General features: G+C 64.3%; 15 protein-coding genes. 7 read left to right on the top strand and 8 right to left on the bottom strand.

What is annotated here, in order from left to right:
* Positions 1-154 precede the first annotated feature (154 nt).
* From BLS13_RS13130 to BLS13_RS13120, 3 genes are all read right to left on the bottom strand, one after another.
* Positions 155-1,645 carry a methyl-accepting chemotaxis protein gene (locus BLS13_RS13130; RefSeq protein WP_093452713.1) on the bottom strand — a complete coding sequence of 497 codons (1,491 nt, stop codon included), beginning with the start codon at positions 1,643-1,645 and terminating at the stop codon, positions 155-157.
* A 129-nt stretch (positions 1,646-1,774) separates the two neighbouring features.
* On the bottom strand, positions 1,775-3,358 hold the full coding sequence (locus tag BLS13_RS13125) for a peptide chain release factor 3 (protein ID WP_093452711.1): 1,584 nt from the start codon (positions 3,356-3,358) through the stop codon (positions 1,775-1,777).
* 93 nt (positions 3,359-3,451) lie between these two features.
* Positions 3,452-4,279 (bottom strand): alpha/beta fold hydrolase, encoded by an 828-nt coding sequence (locus BLS13_RS13120; protein WP_093452710.1) that lies wholly within the window; start codon positions 4,277-4,279, stop codon positions 3,452-3,454.
* Between the two features lie 215 nt (positions 4,280-4,494).
* Here BLS13_RS13120 and BLS13_RS13115 point away from each other — a divergent pair, with 215 nt between their 5' ends.
* A complete protein-coding gene (locus tag BLS13_RS13115; protein ID WP_093452708.1) occupies positions 4,495-5,697 on the top strand; it encodes a BaiN/RdsA family NAD(P)/FAD-dependent oxidoreductase in 1,203 nt (400 codons plus the stop codon).
* Here the strand turns inward: BLS13_RS13115 and BLS13_RS13110 are convergent.
* Together BLS13_RS13110 and BLS13_RS13105 are read right to left on the bottom strand one after the other, a co-directional pair.
* A complete protein-coding gene (locus BLS13_RS13110; RefSeq protein WP_256325863.1) occupies positions 5,692-6,819 on the bottom strand; it encodes an acyltransferase family protein in 1,128 nt (375 codons plus the stop codon). The genes BLS13_RS13115 and BLS13_RS13110 overlap by 6 nt on opposite strands.
* A gap of 80 nt (positions 6,820-6,899) precedes the next feature.
* Complete coding sequence (locus tag BLS13_RS13105; RefSeq protein ID WP_093452707.1) at positions 6,900-8,369, bottom strand: pyruvate kinase; 1,470 nt, start codon at positions 8,367-8,369, stop codon at positions 6,900-6,902.
* 183 nt (positions 8,370-8,552) lie between these two features.
* Here BLS13_RS13105 and BLS13_RS13100 point away from each other — a divergent pair, with 183 nt between their 5' ends.
* Positions 8,553-10,331, top strand: a complete 1,779-nt coding sequence (locus BLS13_RS13100) for a DEAD/DEAH box helicase (protein ID WP_093452705.1) — start codon at positions 8,553-8,555, stop codon at positions 10,329-10,331.
* Positions 10,328-10,783, top strand: a complete 456-nt coding sequence (locus BLS13_RS13095; protein ID WP_093452704.1) for a YaiI/YqxD family protein — start codon at positions 10,328-10,330, stop codon at positions 10,781-10,783. The genes BLS13_RS13100 and BLS13_RS13095 overlap by 4 nt, the downstream gene beginning before the upstream one ends.
* Before the next feature lie 16 nt (positions 10,784-10,799).
* Here BLS13_RS13095 and BLS13_RS13090 read toward each other — a convergent pair whose 3' ends face one another.
* From BLS13_RS13090 to BLS13_RS13080, 3 genes are read right to left on the bottom strand one after another with little or no spacing between them, the layout of a single operon-like run.
* A complete protein-coding gene (locus BLS13_RS13090; RefSeq protein ID WP_176943578.1) occupies positions 10,800-11,084 on the bottom strand; it encodes a type II toxin-antitoxin system RelE/ParE family toxin in 285 nt (94 codons plus the stop codon).
* Positions 11,081-11,371, bottom strand: coding sequence for a type II toxin-antitoxin system ParD family antitoxin (locus BLS13_RS13085; RefSeq protein ID WP_093452702.1), 291 nt, complete (start codon positions 11,369-11,371; stop codon positions 11,081-11,083). The genes BLS13_RS13090 and BLS13_RS13085 overlap by 4 nt, the downstream gene beginning before the upstream one ends.
* A 55-nt stretch (positions 11,372-11,426) precedes the next feature.
* A complete protein-coding gene (locus BLS13_RS13080) occupies positions 11,427-13,295 on the bottom strand; it encodes an ABC-F family ATP-binding cassette domain-containing protein (RefSeq protein WP_093452840.1) in 1,869 nt (622 codons plus the stop codon).
* Positions 13,296-13,478: 183 nt separating this feature from the next.
* On the opposite strand from BLS13_RS13080, the gene acs reads away from it, so the two are divergent.
* The 4 genes from acs (at position 13,479) to BLS13_RS13055 (ending at position 18,639) form a co-directional block, all read left to right on the top strand.
* Complete coding sequence (gene acs, locus BLS13_RS13075; protein ID WP_093452701.1) at positions 13,479-15,413, top strand: acetate--CoA ligase; 1,935 nt, start codon at positions 13,479-13,481, stop codon at positions 15,411-15,413.
* Positions 15,414-16,090: 677 nt separating this feature from the next.
* Positions 16,091-16,585, top strand: coding sequence for a RidA family protein (locus BLS13_RS13065; RefSeq protein WP_218123287.1), 495 nt, complete (start codon positions 16,091-16,093; stop codon positions 16,583-16,585).
* 51 nt (positions 16,586-16,636) lie between these two features.
* Complete coding sequence (locus BLS13_RS13060) at positions 16,637-18,223, top strand: flavin monoamine oxidase family protein (RefSeq protein ID WP_093452696.1); 1,587 nt, start codon at positions 16,637-16,639, stop codon at positions 18,221-18,223.
* Positions 18,223-18,639, top strand: coding sequence for a c-type cytochrome (locus BLS13_RS13055; RefSeq protein ID WP_093452695.1), 417 nt, complete (start codon positions 18,223-18,225; stop codon positions 18,637-18,639). The genes BLS13_RS13060 and BLS13_RS13055 overlap by 1 nt, the downstream gene beginning before the upstream one ends.
* Positions 18,640-18,644: the final 5 nt, after the last annotated feature.

Raw genomic sequence — 18,644 nt, 5'->3', positions numbered from 1 at the left:
TTCTGGGTCGTAACGAACCCAGAACGTGCATGTGCCCATTTCTATCCCCGCCCGCGCCGAAACGCCGAATTCCCGAAATGACTAACGCTCCAAAGCGCCAGTGGGGCAGGATGGGATTCTTTCAGCCCGAAGCCATCGAAGCGCGCTCCAGGCATCAGAATTCGTTCCACTGCTGATCGTCGGCTTGGACCAGAGCAAGGTTTCCCCTGCTCGCCTTGCGCTTTGGCCGAACCACATCGGCGGATGCGCGGACCGGTGGGCGGGCATCATTGCGCCTCGACTGCACCAAACCACCGTCCGGAAGCTTGAAGTTCACCACCAGCGCGGTGAGATGTTGAGCCTCGTTGGTCAGACTGCGGGCGGCGGCTGTCGATTGTTCGACCATCGCGGCATTTTGCTGCGTCATCTGATCCATGTCGCTGACAGCAGTGTTGACCTGTTGCAGACTGGTCGCCTGGGTTTGCGTCGCCGCCGATATTTCGGTCACCAGCTTGCTGATAACACCGACACTATCGACGATCCGCGAAAGCACATCTCCGGTTCGCTGCACGAGGCCGACGCCGCTGCCGACATGCCGCGAGCTTTCGGAAATCAGCGCCGTTATGTCCTTCGCGGCATTGGCTGATCGCTGTGCCAGCGCACGCACCTCATTCGCGACAACCGCGAAACCCCTGCCCGAATCGCCGGCGCGCGCCGCCTCGACACCTGCATTCAGCGCGAGCAAATTGGTCTGGAAGGCGATCGCATCCATTACGCTGACGATCTGCGAAATTTCCTGCGACGACTTCTCGATTCTTCCCATCGCCTCGATCGCATCGCGAACGACGACGCCGCCTTCATTGGCATCGTTCCGGGCCGAATCGACCGATGTCGCGGCCGTTTCGGCGCGACTGGCGGTTTGCTTTACGCCGGCCGTGACCGCATTCATCGCTCCGACCGTTTCCTGGAGCGACGCGGCCTGCTGTTCGGTGCGGAGTGAAAGATCGTCGGCAGCGGCGCTGATCTCGCCAGATCCGGTCCCTATGCCCTGCGCCGTAATCGCCACGGCACCCAAGGTCTGGCCCAGTGACTGCTTGGCGCGATTGAACTCCTGGCGCAGCCGCTCATACTGCTCGGGAAGCGCGGCATCGATGGTATGCACGATATCGCCATCGGCGAGCCTGTTGAGTGCGCTCGCAAGGATTCCGACCACTTCAGTCTGCTCGTTCGACTGGACCCGTAACTGTTCGGAAAGCGCCCGCTGAGCCACGGCGGTATCGCGGAACGATATCATCGCCTTGCTCAACCTGCCGACGCAATCATTGTGACCAGCCCGCAGGATCGGCCCGTCGATCTTGCCTGCCGCCAGCGCCTCCATGTCGAGCACGGTGGCGACATAGGGGTTGGCGATCAATGACCGCATCACCAAGGCGACGATGACCGAGAAAATCGCCATGCCGATCCCGATCATCATCATAGTCTTGAAGCTGCCCTGGGCCGATTGCAACATCGCGGTATCGCCATTGGCCACGGCGTTGCCGACCGAGGTGACGACGAATGCCTGGGCAGCTGCAAGCGTGATCACGATGGCAACAAGAAGACCGAAGGCGATCGTAAGTTTCCGGCGAATTGGCAGGTCGCGCTCGAATCGCCTAAACATGATCATGGTCTCACCTTGTTATTATGAGCCCCATGATTAAGCCGAGTATGTTCGTGACAGGTTAACAGCCGGTCCGCCTGATGCGCCATGGGTGATGTGCGCTAGCCCTCTTCCGAAATGGTTGATCGGAAAGGCCTAACGCCGATCCTTCGTCGCCGTGAACCGGATCTGGGGGAAGCGCTGTGTGATATAGTTCAGTTCCCACATGTCCTTCGCCAGGAACACCGGGGCGCCATCGCGATCCTCGGCCATCGCGCTGCGATGCAGCCCCTTGAACTCCTCGAGCGCCTTTGTGTCATCGGCTGCCACCCAGCGCGCCGTATCCCAGGGCGACGGTTCGAACCCGGCATCAACCTTATATTCGACCTGCAGCCGCGAGATCATCACTTCGAGCTGGAGCTGGCCGACCACGCCGACGATCCATTGCGATCCGATCGAAGGGTGAAACACCTGCATGATCCCCTCCTCCGCCATGTCGTTGAGCGCGTTGCGGAGCTGCTTGGTCTTGGTCGGATCGCCAAGCTTCACGCGGCGCAGGATTTCGGGGGCGAAGTTGGGGAGCCCGGTGAAGCGGATCATCTCGCCTTCGGTCAGCGTGTCGCCGACGCGCAGGGTGCCATGATTCGGGATACCGATGATGTCACCGGGAAAGGCTTCTTCGGCGAGTTCGCGATTTTGCGCGAAGAACAGGATCGGGCTGTGGATCGCGATCGCCTTGCCAGTGCCGACCTGGTTGAGCTTCATGCCGCGCCGGAACTTGCCCGAGCATAGCCGCATGAAAGCGACGCGGTCGCGGTGTTGCGGGTTCATATTCGCCTGCACCTTGAAGATGAAGCCGGCGACATTAGGCTCGGACGGATCGACATCGCGCGGCTCACCGGGCTGCGGACGCGGCGAAGGCGCATAATCGGCGAGCGCATCGATCAGCTGCTCGACCCCGAAATCCTTGAGCGCCGACCCGAAATAGACCGGGGTCAGATCGCCGCTGAGATAGGCCGCCTCGTCGAACGGCGTATAGCCGCCCTGCGCGAGCTCAGCCTCCTCGCGCAGCAAGGCGAGGCCATCGGCCGAGAGCATATCATCGAGCTGGCTGTCGCCAAGGCCGGCAACCGATACCGCATCGCCTTCATAGGCGCCGGTCGCATCGGCGGCGGGGCGATAGAGGCGATCACGGGCAAGATCGTAGATGCCTTCGAACGTTCCGCCCATGCCGACCGGCCAGCTCATCGGCACGACATCAAGCGCGAGCGCATCGGCAATCTCGTCGAGCAGTTCGAACGGCCCGCGGCCCTCGCGATCGACCTTGTTGACGAAGGTGATGATCGGCACCGATCGCATCCGGCACACTTCGAACAATTTGCGGGTCTGCGCCTCAATGCCGCGCGCGGCATCGATCACCATCACCGCGCTGTCGACCGCTGTAAGCGTGCGATAGGTATCTTCCGAGAAATCCTCGTGGCCCGGCGTATCGAGCAGGTTGAACGTCACACCGTCGCGTTCGAACGTCATCACCGACGACGTCACCGAAATGCCGCGCTGCTGCTCGATCTTCATCCAGTCCGATCGCGCGCGCCGCGTCTGCCCGCGGGCTTTCACCTCGCCGGCAAGATGGATGGCGCCGCCGAAATAGAGCAGTTTCTCCGTCAGGGTGGTCTTGCCCGCGTCGGGGTGCGAGATGATCGCGAAGGTGCGGCGGTCGGGGCGGTTGTCTTTGCTCATGATGGGCCGGGCCGATAGCAGCCCTTTGCCGAAAGCCCAAATGATGTGGTGCGTGGCCCGCCGCCCCGGACTTGCCACGCACCGGATCGAGGGTCAGCCCCGGATGAAATCCAGCAGATCGGCATTGATCTGCTCGGCGTGGGTGGTCGGCATGCCATGCGGATAGCCGGGATAGGATTTGAGTACCGCGCCAGCGATCAGTTCGGCGGACTTGCGGCCCGTGGTGGCAAAGGGCACGACCTGATCATCTTCGCCATGCATCACCAGGGTTGGCACCGCGATCCGCCTGAGATCGTCGGTGAAGTCGGTTTCCGAGAAAGCGGCGATGCCGTGATAATGGGCGAGCACAGCGCCCATCATGCCCTGCCGCCACCAGTTGCGGCGCACGCCTTCCTTCACCTCGGCACCGTCCCGATTATATCCGAAGAAGGGCATGGTGAAATCGTAGAAGAATTGTGCGCGGTTGACGGCGGTCTGTTCGCGCACCTGATCGAACACCTCCATCGGCACGCCATCGGGATTGGCGGCGGTCTTCACCATGATCGGCGCAACCGCGCTTACCAGAACGGCCTTCGCGACCCGGCCCGGCTTCGCCTGCGCGACATAGCGCGCCACTTCACCGCCGCCGGTCGAATGGCCGATATGGATCGCGCCCTGCAGATCGAGCGCGTCGGTCAACGCGAACACATCCGCGACATAGGTCTCCATGTCATGACCGTTCGCCGCCTGGCTCGACCGGCCGTGGCCGCGCCGATCATGCGCGATGACCCGGTAGCCCTGGCCGAGGAAGAACATCATCTGCGCGTCCCAATCGTCGGAGCTGAGCGGCCAGCCGTGGTGGAACATGATCGGCCGGGCATCGCGAGCGCCCCAATCCTTGTAGAAAATCTCGGTACCGTCGCGCGTGGTGATCCTGGGCATGGCGTCTTCCCTTTGTGAGCGGTGATAATGGCGAAACTCTCATAGGCGGGGCATCGTGCCCCGATGCAGAGACAATGCAGCGACGCTGCATTCGGTAAAATAGAAACATTGGAATACCATCGTTTCCAAAATTTGCGCTCAGAGCCGCCTAGTCCTGAGGGGCGACATTGATATCAGCCGGCAGGAGCGGCTAAGGCGCGATCGAACATGCTCTGATGCCGGGACATAAACTGACACGAACGTCCTCCTTCGATGCGATCATCATCGGCGCCGGTGCCGCGGGGATGATGTGTGCGCTCACGGCAGGGCAACGCGGGCGCAGGATCCTGCTGCTCGATCACCTCGATCGCACGGGCGCGAAGATCCTGATTTCGGGCGGCGGGCGCTGCAACTTCACCAATGTGAACGGGGCGATGGCCGATCGCTATCTGGCGGCCAATCCGCATTTCGCCAAGTCTGCACTCGGGCGGTACAGCCCGGCCGATTTCATCGCGATGGTCGATGCCCATGGTATCGCCTGGCATGAAAAGACGCTGGGCCAGCTATTCTGCGACGGATCGGCAAAGCAGATCGTGGCGATGTTGGAAGACGAATGCGCGAAGGGCGGCGTGGAGACGCGGTTGCTGGCGCGGATTACCGGCATTTCGAAACCCGACGAAAACTTCCGCATCGAAACACCGGGGGGCGATTTCGTCGCGCCGGCGCTGGTGATGGCCACCGGAGGTCCGTCGATCCCGAAAATGGGCGCGACCGGCCTTGCCTATGATGTCGCGCGGCAGTTCGGCCTCAAAGTGGTCGAGCCGCGGCCGGCTTTGGTGCCGCTGACGCTGGGCGCCGACGACCGCATGTTCGAAAGCCTGTCCGGTGTCGCGCTCGAGGTGGTCGCGCGCGCCGGCAAAACCACCTTCCGCGAGGCGGCCCTGTTCACGCATCGGGGGTTATCGGGACCCGCGATCCTGCAGATCAGCAGCTATTGGCGCAATGGCGGCACGATCTCCCTCGATCTGCTGCCGGACAAGGATGCCGCGGCGCTGCTGACGCAGGCGAAGCGCGATCGCCCAAAAGCCGAGGCAAAGACGATCCTGCGCGAGCATCTTCCCCAGCGCGTGGCCGATGCGCTGGCCGAACGGATCGGCCTGGCCGGGCAGATGGTGGCGCATAAGGATCAGGCGCTGATCGAGGCCGGACGGCGACTCAACGGCTGGGATTTCTGCCCGAGCGGATCCGAAGGCTTCGCCAAGGCAGAGGTCACGATCGGTGGAGTTGCCACCGACGGGCTCGACCAGAAGACACTGGCGGCGAAGCGCTTACCCGGGCTCCACTTCGTCGGCGAGGCGGTCGACGTCACCGGTTGGCTCGGCGGCTATAATTTCCAGTGGGCCTGGGCCAGCGGCCGCGCGGCCGGCGAGGCGCTATAACCGCGAGACTCGCCCGAGCCGTCCGCCGCTCAGCACCCGCGCCAGCGCCGGCGACAAAGCGGCCAACGTCACCCCGAGCAGGATCGCGAAGCCGAGCGCAAGCAATGGCTGAACCACGAAATAGGCCGGCCATGCGGCGCTCCCCATCGGCCCGGTCAGCCGGCCGATCATCGGCCCGAGCAACCACATGAACAGGACGTGGGAGCAGAACAGCAGGAACACGTAGGGTTCCAGCGCCCGCATCCACCCACCTCCCGATTTCAACGCGATCAGGATCGAGATGCGCCAGACCAGAATCGCAGCCGCCACCCGCAACATGAGATCGATCAGCGCCACCAGATGGCCTTCCTGGACGGCCGTGGCGTCCCCGGCAATCGACAGGCCCAGCTTGAACGGCAGCACCAGCAGGAAAGGCAGCACCGCGAGCCATATCGGCATCACCCCCACCTGCTCCGCCACCCGGTAGCGCGCGGCCAGCATGCCCCCGACGAAGAACAACAGGATTGCCGGACGCAGCAGGATCACCGACGTCCAACCGCCGACGTCCCAGGCCATCGCCAGCGCGACGACCGCCAGCAGGATCACCGTCGGCATTCGCGCGAGTAGGGGGGCCAGCAACATGCACAGGAACAGATCGCGCAGGAACCCCATCTGGACATCGATCTCAGCCGGCCCGGACAGGCTGACCAGCTCGTTGAGAAGGGAGGCGATGCCGGACGGCTGTGGCGCAGCGATCCAGCCGAGCCGCGCAGCACCGATGACCAGAATCAGCGCGATCATATTCCACACCAGCATCGGCAGGAGGATGACGCGCAGCTTGCCCGCCACGAACGCACCATAACGGCGCTGGCGCGCGGATCGCACCACCAGCCAGCCCGAGATCAGGCTGAGCAAAGGCACCGCGCTGCGCCCACACAGCTCGATCAAAGCCCAGCGCATGATCCCTTGCGTGGTTTCGTCGCGCGCGGCCAGATCGGAACCCGGCAGGCCCGTCCAGCCGTGGACATAGACGATGCCGAGGATGCAGATCAGCCGGGCCGTGCCGATCGCCCCCGAGATCGGAAGGCCCATCGAACAGGAGGCCCGCCAACCCGGCGCGTCGAGTCCAAAAACAGCCTTCATCGCCAGAGGGTTACCATCGGGTTGGCGCGATGGACAGCCGGTGGCCAACCATCTGCCGTCCGAAACGCACGGTCAGACGATCACCAGCTTTTGAGCGCACGCAACTGCGGTGTCTTCTTGTGCTGGTGCTCATCCATCCGACGGAACAGCTGACCGAGCATGTCAACCGCCGCCAGCAGATATGGCCCCTTGTTGAGCATCACGCATTCGGCGCGCGCGGCCATCGCCGCATCGGTCATCTCGCCGCGCGAGGGCAGACCTTCGCACACGAGATGTTCGAGGACCTGCGTCGCCCAGATCACGGGCACATGCGCCGCCTCCCCCATCCACAGGATCTCCTCCTGCATCTCCGCGGTCCGGGCAAAGCCGATCTCGACTGCTAGATCGCCCCGCGCGATCATGATCGCGGTCGGCTGGCGGCCGGCCGCCCGCACCACGATTTCGGGCAGATTGGCAACGCCCTTGGGTGTCTCGATCTTCAGGATGAGCGCCAGCTTGCGCCAATCGTCGCGCCGCTCGGCAAGCGCGTCCTGCAGCACGGCGACATCGCGCGCCGACTGGACGAACGAATAGCCGATGCCATCGGCATGCGCGGCGACGAAATCGAGATCGGCGCGATCCTTCTCGGTGAGCGCAGCAATCCCCAGCTCGGCATCCGGAAAGTTCAATCCCTTTTCCGGCTTGAGCTTGGCGCCGTCCGCCGGACAGGTGACGGCGCGGGCGACGATCCCCCACGGTTCGACCCGCTCGACCTTCGCCCCCAGTTTTCCGTCATCATAGAAAATCTGGTCGCCGACGCCCGTGGCCGAGATGGCTTCGCCGAGCGTGCATTCCACCGCGAAATGATCGTGATTCAGGTCGATCGATGCGAGCCCGCCGGACGGCACGACGACCAGGAGATCCCCCTCACCGATCCGGCGATGCGCCTTGGGATGATGGACCATCCCCGTCCGGATCTTGGGGCCCGCCAGATCCATGAATATCCGCATCCGCCGGCCGGTGATCGCCTCGGCCGAGTGCGCATGATCGATCATGCGCTGCCATCCGGCGGCGTCGTCATGGGCGCAATTGATGCGGATGGCCTCCACACCGCGTTCGGCGAGGTTCAGCATGAAGGGTGCATCATCCGCCGCTTCGCTCGGACATGTGACGAGCAGCGCCACGGGACGATCGGCGCTGGATGCCCCCAGCACATCGGCGCGCCGTTCTGCCAGCCAGTGCTCGCCGGCAAAAAACGCGTTCTCCGACGGCCTGGCGATGGAGGCGTCCCCCGCAATCGCCGCAAGCGAGGCCTGCACGGCCGCCAGCGTCGGAAGAACACGGCTTTCGAGCCGACCGAGCGAGGACAGGCCCAGCGCCATCAGCGAACGCTGGATCGGCCGGACATCGCGCCGCCGCAGCGCGAGATAGCAGGCGAGGTTGTGGGCGCTCGGTGCAAAGCGCGGATCGTCGATGGACGGCCCCCATGCTTTGGTCTGTTCATCGCCTTCCCGCTCCACCTCCCGCGCAAGGCTTTCGAGCTGCCGGCGGAGCGTGGCGATCTTGTGCATGGTTCTTCCTAAAGCGGGCCCAAGTCAGTTTGATGAAGCGCGCCTGCGGACCGTGCCGATCGAACCCAAGAGGCGCCTTGCTCCCGATCAAAGCAGCGCTGGCTTTTTTTCGCATCTCCCGCTAAGGCGATCGGGATTGCCCGGCGCCCTGCGCCCCGCCACCCTTATTGATCCGGATAACAGATGCCCTTTTCTTCCCTGCCGCGGCTTGTCGCCGAGGCACTCGCCGAGCGTGGATATGACGCGCCGACCCCCGTCCAGGCCGAGGTCATTGCCGCCGAAGCGAACGATCGCGATCTGATCGTCTCCGCGCAGACCGGATCCGGCAAGACCGTCGCTTATGGGCTGGCTATTGCCGAAACCCTGCTGAAGGGCGCCGAAAAGCTCCCCCCGCCGCGCGAGCCGCTGGCGCTGATCATCGCGCCGACGCGCGAACTGGCGCTGCAGGTCGAGCGCGAACTGCAATGGCTCTACGCCAAGCTCGGCGCGCGCGTCGCCAGCTGCGTCGGCGGGATGAACGTCCGCATGGAACAGCGCGCCCTGTCGCACGGCTGCCATATCGTCGTCGGCACCCCGGGGCGCCTGCGCGACCATCTCGAGCGCGGGACGCTCCAGACCGGGTCGCTGCGCGCGGTGATCCTCGACGAGGCCGACGAAATGCTCGACCTCGGCTTCCGTGAGGATCTCGAGGAGATTCTCGACCTGACCCCGCCCGAGCGCCGCACCCTTTTGTTCTCGGCGACGATGCCGAAGCCGATCGAACTGATGGCCAAGCGCTACCAGCGCGACGCGCTGCGCATCACCACCACATCGCGCCAGTCGCAGCATACAGACATCGACTACCGCGCGATGGCCGTGGCCCCTGCCGATATCGAACATGCCGTCGTCAACGTGCTGCGCTTCCACGAAGCCAGCGGTGCCCTGGTATTCTGCGCGACCCGCGAAAATGTCCGCCGGCTGTCGGCGACCCTGACCGAACGCGGCTTCTCCGCCGTTACCTTGTCGGGCGAGCTCAGCCAGAATGAGCGCAACCATGCGCTGCAGGCGTTGCGCGATCGCCGCGCCCGCGTCTGCGTGGCGACCGACGTGGCCGCACGGGGCATCGATCTGCCCGGGCTCGAGCTGGTGATCCACGCCGAGCTGCCAATCGATCCCGAAACGCTCCAGCACCGTTCGGGCCGTACCGGTCGCGCGGGCAAGAAGGGCACCTGCGTCCTGATCGCCCCCTATCCACGCCGCCGCCACGCCGAACGCCTGCTGCGTGCCGCCAATGTCCAGATCCGCTGGGATCCCGTGCCGTCCCCCGACGACATTCACGCGCGCGATCAGGAGCGGCTGCTCGAAAGCCTGACGATCGGCGAAGTCTCCGAAGAGGATCTGGTGGTCGCCCGCAAGCTGCTCGAGACGCGCAGCGCCGAGGAGATCGCCGCAGCCTTCGTCCGCGCGCAGCGCCAGAGCCTGCCCGCGCCCGAGGAACTGTTCGATGCCGGCCCCGCGATGCGGCCCGACCGCCAGGCCGGCTCCGATCGTCAGTCGCCGCAGGACAGCGGCCCGCGCCCCGGCTTCGAGGATACGGTGTGGTTTCGCATGGACATCGGTCGCGACGGCAATGCCGATGCGCGCTGGCTGCTGCCCTTGCTCTGTCGCCGCGGGCACATCACCAAGCGCGACATCGGCGCGATCCGCATCTTCCCCGGCGAAACCCGCTTCGAAGTTCCCCGTGCCGTTGCCGCGCAATTCGCCGAAGCGGTCAAGCGTAGCGCGGGCGAAGAGGATGGCGTGACGATCGAGCCCGCCGGCGACGCACCGCCTCCGGCCGCCGCCGGCCTGCGCCGCAAGGGCCCGCCACGCGACGGCGCGCCGCGCTCGGGACCGCGCGATGGCGCCCCCCGCGCCGATAGCCCGCGCGGAGCCCCCAAGCGCTATGCGCCGAAACCCTATAACAAAGGCCGCCGCCCCTGACGCCGGAGATACTGGTCGATGCGGATGCCTGTCCGGTCAAGGACGAGGTCTATCGCGTTGCCGAGCGGCATCAGATAAAAGTCGCGATCGTCGCCAATGCGACGATCCGGGTGCCTGCGCATCCCCTGTTTCGCCGCGTGCTGGTGGGATCGGGCTTCGATGCCGCCGATGATTGGATCGCCGAGGCCGCGGGGCCCACGACGATCGTGATCACCGCCGATATCCTGCTCGCCGACCGCTGCGTGAAGGCTGGCGCGACCGTGATCGGCAATAATGGCCGGCCGTTTACCGCCGCCTCGATCGGCTCCGCCGTCGCCACGCGGGCGCTGATGGTCGATCTGCGGGCGATGGGCGATGTCACAGGCGGGCCGGCGCCGTTCGCGAAGGCCGATCGGTCGCGGTTCCTGCAGGCGCTCGACGAGGCGGTGGTGCGGATCAGGCGGCGGGTTTGAAATCAGCCCTCTGGTATCAGCAGTCGCCCATAATCGCGGGCGCATGCAGAATGCGGAGGACGGCCACATTTGCCTCCTCGACAATATAGAAGATCAGATATGGCCCGTGCGCCCGGCGACGAATGCCATATCGTTCGAACCTCGGCACAAGGGGAAAAGCATAGGGCATATCGGCGAGGTCATGGGCCTTGCTCCGCAATTCCCGCATGAAGGTGCGCGCCCGCACCGGATTATCCATCGCAATATGATCGCCGATCGCGAGAATATCGTGCCATGCTTCACTGGTGAGCCTCACCTTCACCTTTTGTCGCGCGCCTCCGGCCAGTTGGCGTAGCGCGCGTCCAAGGCATCGAAAACGGTATCGATATCGTGCACCCGGCCGGCTGTGACATCGGCCAGGCCGCGTTCGATCGCGGCATCAATCGCGTCCAGCCAGCGTTGCTGATCCGCTTTTTCGTCCGCCTCGGTCTGGTCCTTGCGGATCAGATCGCGCACATAATCGCTGACACTGCCATATTTGCCACTATCGACGCGCGACTGGACCCAATCGCGCATCGGATCCGGAACCGAAATGTTCATCGAAGCCATGAAGCAGTCTCCTGGGGGCGCTTATGACATAAAATGGCAAAAAGTGCCAGCCCGATCAGCTCGCCCCTTCCAAGGTCTCGCACGCCTCGAGCCATTCGATCTCGAGCGCCTCGAGTTCCTTCACCACGTCGGCACGCAGCTTCATCAGCTCTGTCGTCGTGCGTTTCGCGTCCTGCGGGGCCGCGGTCTTCGGATCGAACATCGCACGGTCGATCTCGTTGCGGCGCGCCGTGAGCTTCGCGAGCTTTTCCTCCATCGCCTTGACGGTCTTGCGCAAAGCCTGTTCGCGCTCGCGGGCCTGCTGCGCCGCCTTCTTGTCCTTCTTGCTGACCTTGGCGCCGCCTTCGCCCTTCGGCTGATTCTTGCCGAGAATCAGATCGGTATATTCCTCCAGGCTGCCGCGGAATTCCTCGGCGACACCGGCATCGACGAGGATCAGCCGGTCGGCGGTCAACTCTATCATGTGGCGATCGTGGCTGACGAGAACAACCGCGCCCTCGAATGCGTTGAGCGCTTGGACCAAAGCCTCGCGGGTATCGACGTCAAGGTGGTTGGTGGGCTCATCGAGGATCAGCATGTGCGGGGCCTCGCGCGTGATGAGCGCGAGCGCGAGCCGCGCGCGTTCGCCGCCCGATAATTTGCCGACCTTGGTGGTCGCCTTGGCGCCCGAAAAACCGAAGCGGCCGAGCTGGGCGCGCACCGCCGCCGGGGTCATGCCGCGCATCAGCCGGGTCATATGTTCGAGCGGCGTATCGTCGCCGTCGAGTTCCTCGACCTGATATTGGGTGAAATAGCCGACCCGCATCTTGCCCGAGACCGAAATCTCGCCGTCCATCGGCTTGAGCTGGGCCGCGAGCAGGCGGGCGAGCGTGGTCTTGCCGTTGCCGTTGCGGCCCAGCAAGGCGATGCGGTCATCGGGATCGAGGCGCAGGTTGAGCCGCGACAGGATCGGCTTGCCGGGCGTGTAGCCGACGCTGGCGAGATCGAGCGTCACCAACGGCGGCTTGAGTTCGTCCGTGGGGCTCGGGAAGTCAAACGACAGGCTGGGATCCTCGGCCATCGCCGCGATCGGCTGCATCCGTGCCAAGGCCTTGGCGCGCGACTGCGCCTGCTTGGCGGTCGAGGCGCGGGCGCTGTTGCGGGCGATATAATCCTGCAGCTTGGCGCGCTGGGCATCCTGCGAAGCCTTTGCGGCGGCGAGCTGAGCCGCGCGTTCGGCGCGCTGGCGCTCGAACGAATCATAGCCGCCGGTGTAGAGGATCGTCTTGCCGCCATCGAGGTGGAGGATATGATCGACGACATTGTTGAGCAGATCGCGCTCATGGCTGATCACGACCATCATCGCCGGATAGCTCTTCAGGAAATTTTCGAGCCACAAGGTCGCTTCGAGATCGAGATGGTTAGAAGGCTCGTCGAGCAGCAGCAGATCGGGCTCCGAAAACAGCAAAGCCGCGAGCGCAACCCGCATCTTCCAGCCCCCAGAATAGCTGTCGAGCGTGCGGCCCTGCATCTCTTCGTCGAAACCCAGGCCGACGAGGATGCGCGCCGCGCGCGCCGGCGCGGTATAGGCATCGATCGCCATCAGCCGCTCGTGGATTTCGCCGACGCGATCGGGATCCTCGCAGGTCTCGCTTTCATCGAGCAAGGCTGCGCGTTCGACGTCGGCGGCAAGCACCGTTTCGAACGGCGTAGAGTCTCCCGCGGGGGCTTCCTGCGCGATATAGCCGATCCGGGTGGAGCGCGGCATTTCGATTTCGCCATCGTCGGGATCGATCGATCCGATCAACGCCTTCATCAATGTCGACTTGCCGGCGCCGTTGCGGCCGATCAGTCCGACACGGGCGCGCGACGGCAGCGCGGCGGACGCGCGATCGAGGATGGCCCGGCCGCCCAGCCGGATCGTGATGTTCGAGAAGTTCAGCATGGTCGCGCCGATAGCAGCCATGCGCCGCTGACGCCATATCGCCCGCCGATTTTATGCTGCACTGCCGAGATGCATATCTTGCAACGCCGATTGCCGGGAAGACAGGCGTGCAGGCTTGCGGCAAGGGCCGGCGCAGCCCTATGCTTTGGGCAAATTCTACCCCTGAGAGAGAGGCCTTCCCCGATGAGCGACATCTTCCCTGTACCCGCTTCATGGGCGGCGCGCGCGAAGGTGACGAAGGAGAAATATGCATCGCTCTATCGGCAGTCCCTGAACGATCCGGAGAAGTTCTGGCTCGACCATGCGCGGAGGCTCAACTGGATCCAGATGCCGACCCGCGCGGACGAAAGCTCGTTCGACGAAGCCGATTTTGGGGTCAAATGGTTCGCCGACGGCATCCTCAACGTCTCGGCCAATTGCATCGATCGCCACCTCCCCACGCGCGCCGACGAAATCGCGATCATCTGGGAACCCGACGTCCCGACCGAGACGCCGCGATATTTCACCTTTGCCCAGCTTCACGAAGAGGTCTGTCGTTTCGCCAATGTCCTGAAGGGCCAGGGCGTGCGGAAGGGCGACCGCGTTACCATCTACATGCCGATGATCCCGGAGGCGGCGCTCGCCTTGCTCGCCTGCGCGCGGATCGGCGCGATCCATTCGGTGGTGTTTGGCGGCTTCTCGCCCGAGGCGCTGGCCGGGCGCATAACCGATTGCGATTCGACGATCGTGATCACCGCCGACGAAGGCCGTCGCGCCGGCAAGCATGTCCCGCTCAAGGTGAATGTCGATGCTGCAGCCGCGCACTGCCCGGGGCTAAAGACCGTGCTCGTCGTCAAGGCGACGGGCAAGGACGTGGCGATCCAGCCCGGCCGCGACGTCTGGTATCATGAGGCCGCCGCCGGGGTTTCCGCGGATTGCCCCCCCGAACCGATGAACGCCGAGGATCCGTTGTTCATCCTCTATACGTCGGGATCGACCGGCAAGCCCAAGGGCGTGCTGCATACGACCGGCGGCTATCTGTTGTGGGCGAGCCTGACCCACACGATCTGCTTCGATTACAATCCGGGCGAGATCTACTGGTGCGCGGCCGATATCGGCTGGGTCACCGGCCACAGCTATATCGTCTATGGGCCGCTGGCGAATGGCGCGACCACGCTGATGTATGAAGGCGTGCCCAACTGGCCCGATGCGTCGCGGATCTGGCAGGTGGTCGATCGGCATCAGGTCAACACGATCTTCACCGCGCCGACCGCATTGCGCGCGCTGATGAAGGATGGCGACACATTCGTCGCCGCCACGTCGCGCACGTCGCTGCGGCTGCTTGGCACGGTTGGCGAGCCGATCAATCCCGAGGCGTGGCGCTGGTATCACGAAGTGGTTGGCGAGGGCCGTTGCCCGATCATCGACACATGGTGGCAGACCGAGACCGGCGGCGCGATGATCGCGCCATTGCCCGGCGCGACCGATCTCAAACCGGGCAGCGCGACCAAACCGCTGTTCGGAGTCGAGCCGCAGCTCGTCGATGCCGACGGCAAATTGCTGGAAGGCGCGGCCGAGGGCAATCTGGTGATCGCGCGGAGCTGGCCCGGGCAGATGCGCACCGTATGGGGCGATCATGACCGCTTCTTCCAGACCTATTTCAGCACCTATCCCGGCAAATATTTTACCGGCGACGGCTGCCGCCGCGACGAGGATGGCTATTACTGGATCACCGGGCGGGTCGACGACGTGATCAACGTCTCGGGCCATCGCATGGGCACCGCCGAGGTCGAATCCGCGCTCGTCCTCCACCCGCAAGTCGCCGAAGCGGCCGTCGTTGGCTTCCCGCACGATATCAAGGGCCAGGGCATCTATGCTTATGTGACGCTCAACGCCGGCATTGAGAGCAGCGAGCCGCTGCGCACCGAACTGCGCAACTGGGTCCGCACCGAAATCGGCCCGATCGCCACCCCGGATGCGATCCAGTTCGCGCCGGGCCTGCCGAAGACGCGCAGCGGCAAGATCATGCGGCGGATATTGCGCAAGATTGCCGAGGGCGATGTGTCGAGCCTGGGCGATACCAGCACCTTGGCTGATCCGGCGGTGGTGGATGATCTGGTGGCGAACCGGGTGGGGTGAGACCGACAGGCATTGCTGCGCATTGTTGGTCGTGGGCCACCTGGCAAGGGGAGGCAGAAGGCTGTTGTGCCAGGACCTGTTACGAGAAGCATCGGCTGCGCTGCGTTGATCCCCGCCAGCGTAATCGGGTTCGCTGGCCTTGCAGATTATGCCGGCCCCAGGGGCTGGCTGGGATTGTCGGAGTTCGTTGGCTGGCTCGCCATATGCTGCGCAATCAGCTGCGCGTTTACGCTGTTGCTGGCACGTCAACGTGGTGTCGTTGAATATGCGTCAATCCTGACTGCCGCCGCAAGTATAGCGGCTTTCACATATTTTGCCTTCTGGATCGGAACGCCGGGTGCGCCGATGGTTGTGAAAACAGGATTCACGTCGGCGCTTCAAATCGCTGGCGCTGTTGCGGCAGCACTTGGGGTCGGCTGGTTCAGCCACGTCGCCCGAACAGGTCATTGCAACCGCTGACTGACGGACATTGAGATCGTCCGCATAGGCTCCGCCCCGCCCAAATATTACGATCAGATGCAGGCGCATCGAGAGCTAGCGGGAAAGCCCGCCTTATCCGTCTATTGCCAAGGGATACCAAACCACCGCCGGATCGGGTGCGATGGTGCGGATGCCCCGGTGGTTGAGCTTGGGGGGAGCGCTGCCATCATCCAGATGCACGCCACGGGGAGACAATCATGATCACCAAGAACGCCACCGCTTTGCTGATGACGGCCGCAGCCATCTTTGCCACCACCGCCAGCGCCGCCGGCATCGAGCGCAAGGCCGCCCCTAATGCGGCGATCGCCAGTTCGGCGGCGGTTCCCGTCGGCAGCAAATTGTTCTTCATTTCCGGCACCACCGCCTCGCCGATCGATCCCAAGGATACAGACAGCCCCGGCGCGTTTGGCGATACCAAGGCGCAGACGCTCAGCATTCTGACCAAGATGAAGACGCAGCTTGCCGAGCTCGGACTGACGATGGGCGATATCGTCAAGCTCACCGTGTTCATGGTCGGTGATCCGGCGACGGGTGGGAAGATGGATCGCGAGGGGATGACCGCGTCCTACAAGATGTTCTTCGGTACGCCCGACCAGCCCAACCTGCCGACGCGATCGACCGTGCAGGTCGCGGCGCTCGGCCGGCCGCAGACGCTGATCGAGATCGAGGCGATCGCCGCGAAGGCGCCCTGAGCCCCTTCCCAACGCGACCGGATCTGCGCAAATTTCCCGAAGGACAGGACGATGACCGAATTCACTGCACCCAGCCGCCGCCAATTGCTCACCGCGATCGGCAAGGCCGGCGGGGCCGCCGCGCTTTATCATGCGATGACTGCGCTCGGCCATGCCGCGCCGACCCAGTTCAACGGCCCGCCCAAATTGAGCGGCGCGCGCAAAGGCGCTTCGGTGGTCGTGCTCGGCGCCGGGCTCGCCGGGATGCTCGCTGCTTACGAGCTGTCGAAGGCCGGTTATTCGGTGCAGGTGATCGAATATCAGAACCGGCCCGGCGGACGGAATTATTCGCTGCGCGGCGGCGATGTCGTCAAGGAGGTCGGCGGCGCTATCCAGCAGGTGAAGTTCGCGCCCGGCAATTATCTCAATCCGGGCCCATGGCGCATCCCCTACCACCACCAGGCTTTGCTGCATTATTGCCAGGAATTCGGGGTCGCGCTGGAGCCGTTCGTCCAGCTCAACTACAATGGCTATGTCCACAGCGACAAGGCTTTCGGCGGCAAGCCGCAGCGTTATGGCGAAGTGGCGACCGACTTCAAGGGCCACATCGCCGAGCTGCTCGCCAAGGCGGCGAACAAGAATGCGCTCGACGACACGATCAACAAGGAGGATCGCGACAAATTGGTCGAGGCGATGCGCGGGTGGGGCGTGCTCGACAAGGATATGGCCTATAAGAGCAGCCTCAAGGTTTCCGCCCAGCGCGGTTTCGACCGGCCACCGGGCGGCGGGGTGGGCGGTGCGCCGACGCCGTCGGATATCTTCGGACTCGACGACGTGCTCGATCCGCGGATGTGGCAGACGATATCCTTCTATTTCAACAATGTGATGCAGACGACGATGTTCCAGCCGGTGGGCGGCATGGACATGATCGGCAAGGGCTTCGCGAAGCAACTCACCGGCAAGATCCGCTATAGCAGCAAGGTCACGAAGATCGCCCAGGGCGACAGTGGCGTGACGATTTCATACGAAGATACCGCAACCGGCGCAAAAGGCGAGGCGAAAGCCGACTGGTGCGTCTGCACGATCCCGCTGCCGATTCTCAGCCAGATCGAGGTACAGGCCTCCGCGCCGATGCAGACCGCGATCAAGAGCGTGCCGTATCATTCGTCCTGCAAGATCGGGCTGGAGATGAAGCGACGCTTCTGGGAGGAAGACGAGCAGATCTACGGCGGACACAGCTTCACCTCGCAATCGATCTCGCAGCTTTCCTATCCGAGCAGCGGCTTCTTCAAGAAAGGGCCGGCGGTGGTGCTCGGTGCCTATGCCGGCGGCGCGGCGGCGTTCCAGTTCGGTGGGATGACGCCCGAGGAGCGGATCGAGGAAGCGCTCAAGCAGGGATCGGTGTTCCACAAGCAATATCGCGCCGAATATTCGAACGGCGTGGCGGTGGCGTGGAGCCGATTGCCCTGGATCCTCGGCTGCGCGTCCTCCTGGACGGACGACATCCGCAAGACCCATTATCAAAATCTGGTTGGGATCGATGGCCGGGTCGTGCTGGCCGGCGAGCATGCGTCTTATGTGGGCGCGTGGATGGAGGCGGCGTTGCTTTCCTCGCTCGATGCGGTCACCCGGCTGCATCAGCGGGCGCAGGCGGCCTGATGCAGCGGTTGGCTGTGATGGCGACCCTCGCGGTCGGCGCCGTCGCGGGCGCGGCGCTGGCGCAGGGCATGGGCGATACGTCGGGAAGCGGGCACGCCACCGCAGGCGGATCGGGCGGCGAACAGGTCTATCGCGAAATCTGTCAGGCGTGCCACATGGCGCATGCCGAAGGCGGCACCGGCGCGGGTAATGTCCCGGCGCTCGCCGCCAATCCGCATCTGGCCGATCCGGATTTCGTGCTCAACCGGCTGTTGCGTGGCCAGGGCGGGATGCCGGCTTTCGTCGGGATGCTGAGCTCGGAGCAGGTCGCTGCCGTCGCCGGCTATGTCCGCACGCATTTCGGCAATGATTATGCAAAGCCGGTGTCGGTGGAGGATGTGAAACGGCTGTCGGCAGGACTCGAAAGCGGGGAGTGACGCGT

Origin of the sequence: Sphingomonas sp. YR710 (assembly GCF_900101455.1) — a bacterium.
Lineage (GTDB): Bacteria > Pseudomonadota > Alphaproteobacteria > Sphingomonadales > Sphingomonadaceae > Rhizorhabdus.
This window is presented reverse-complemented; position numbering and strand designations above follow the sequence as displayed.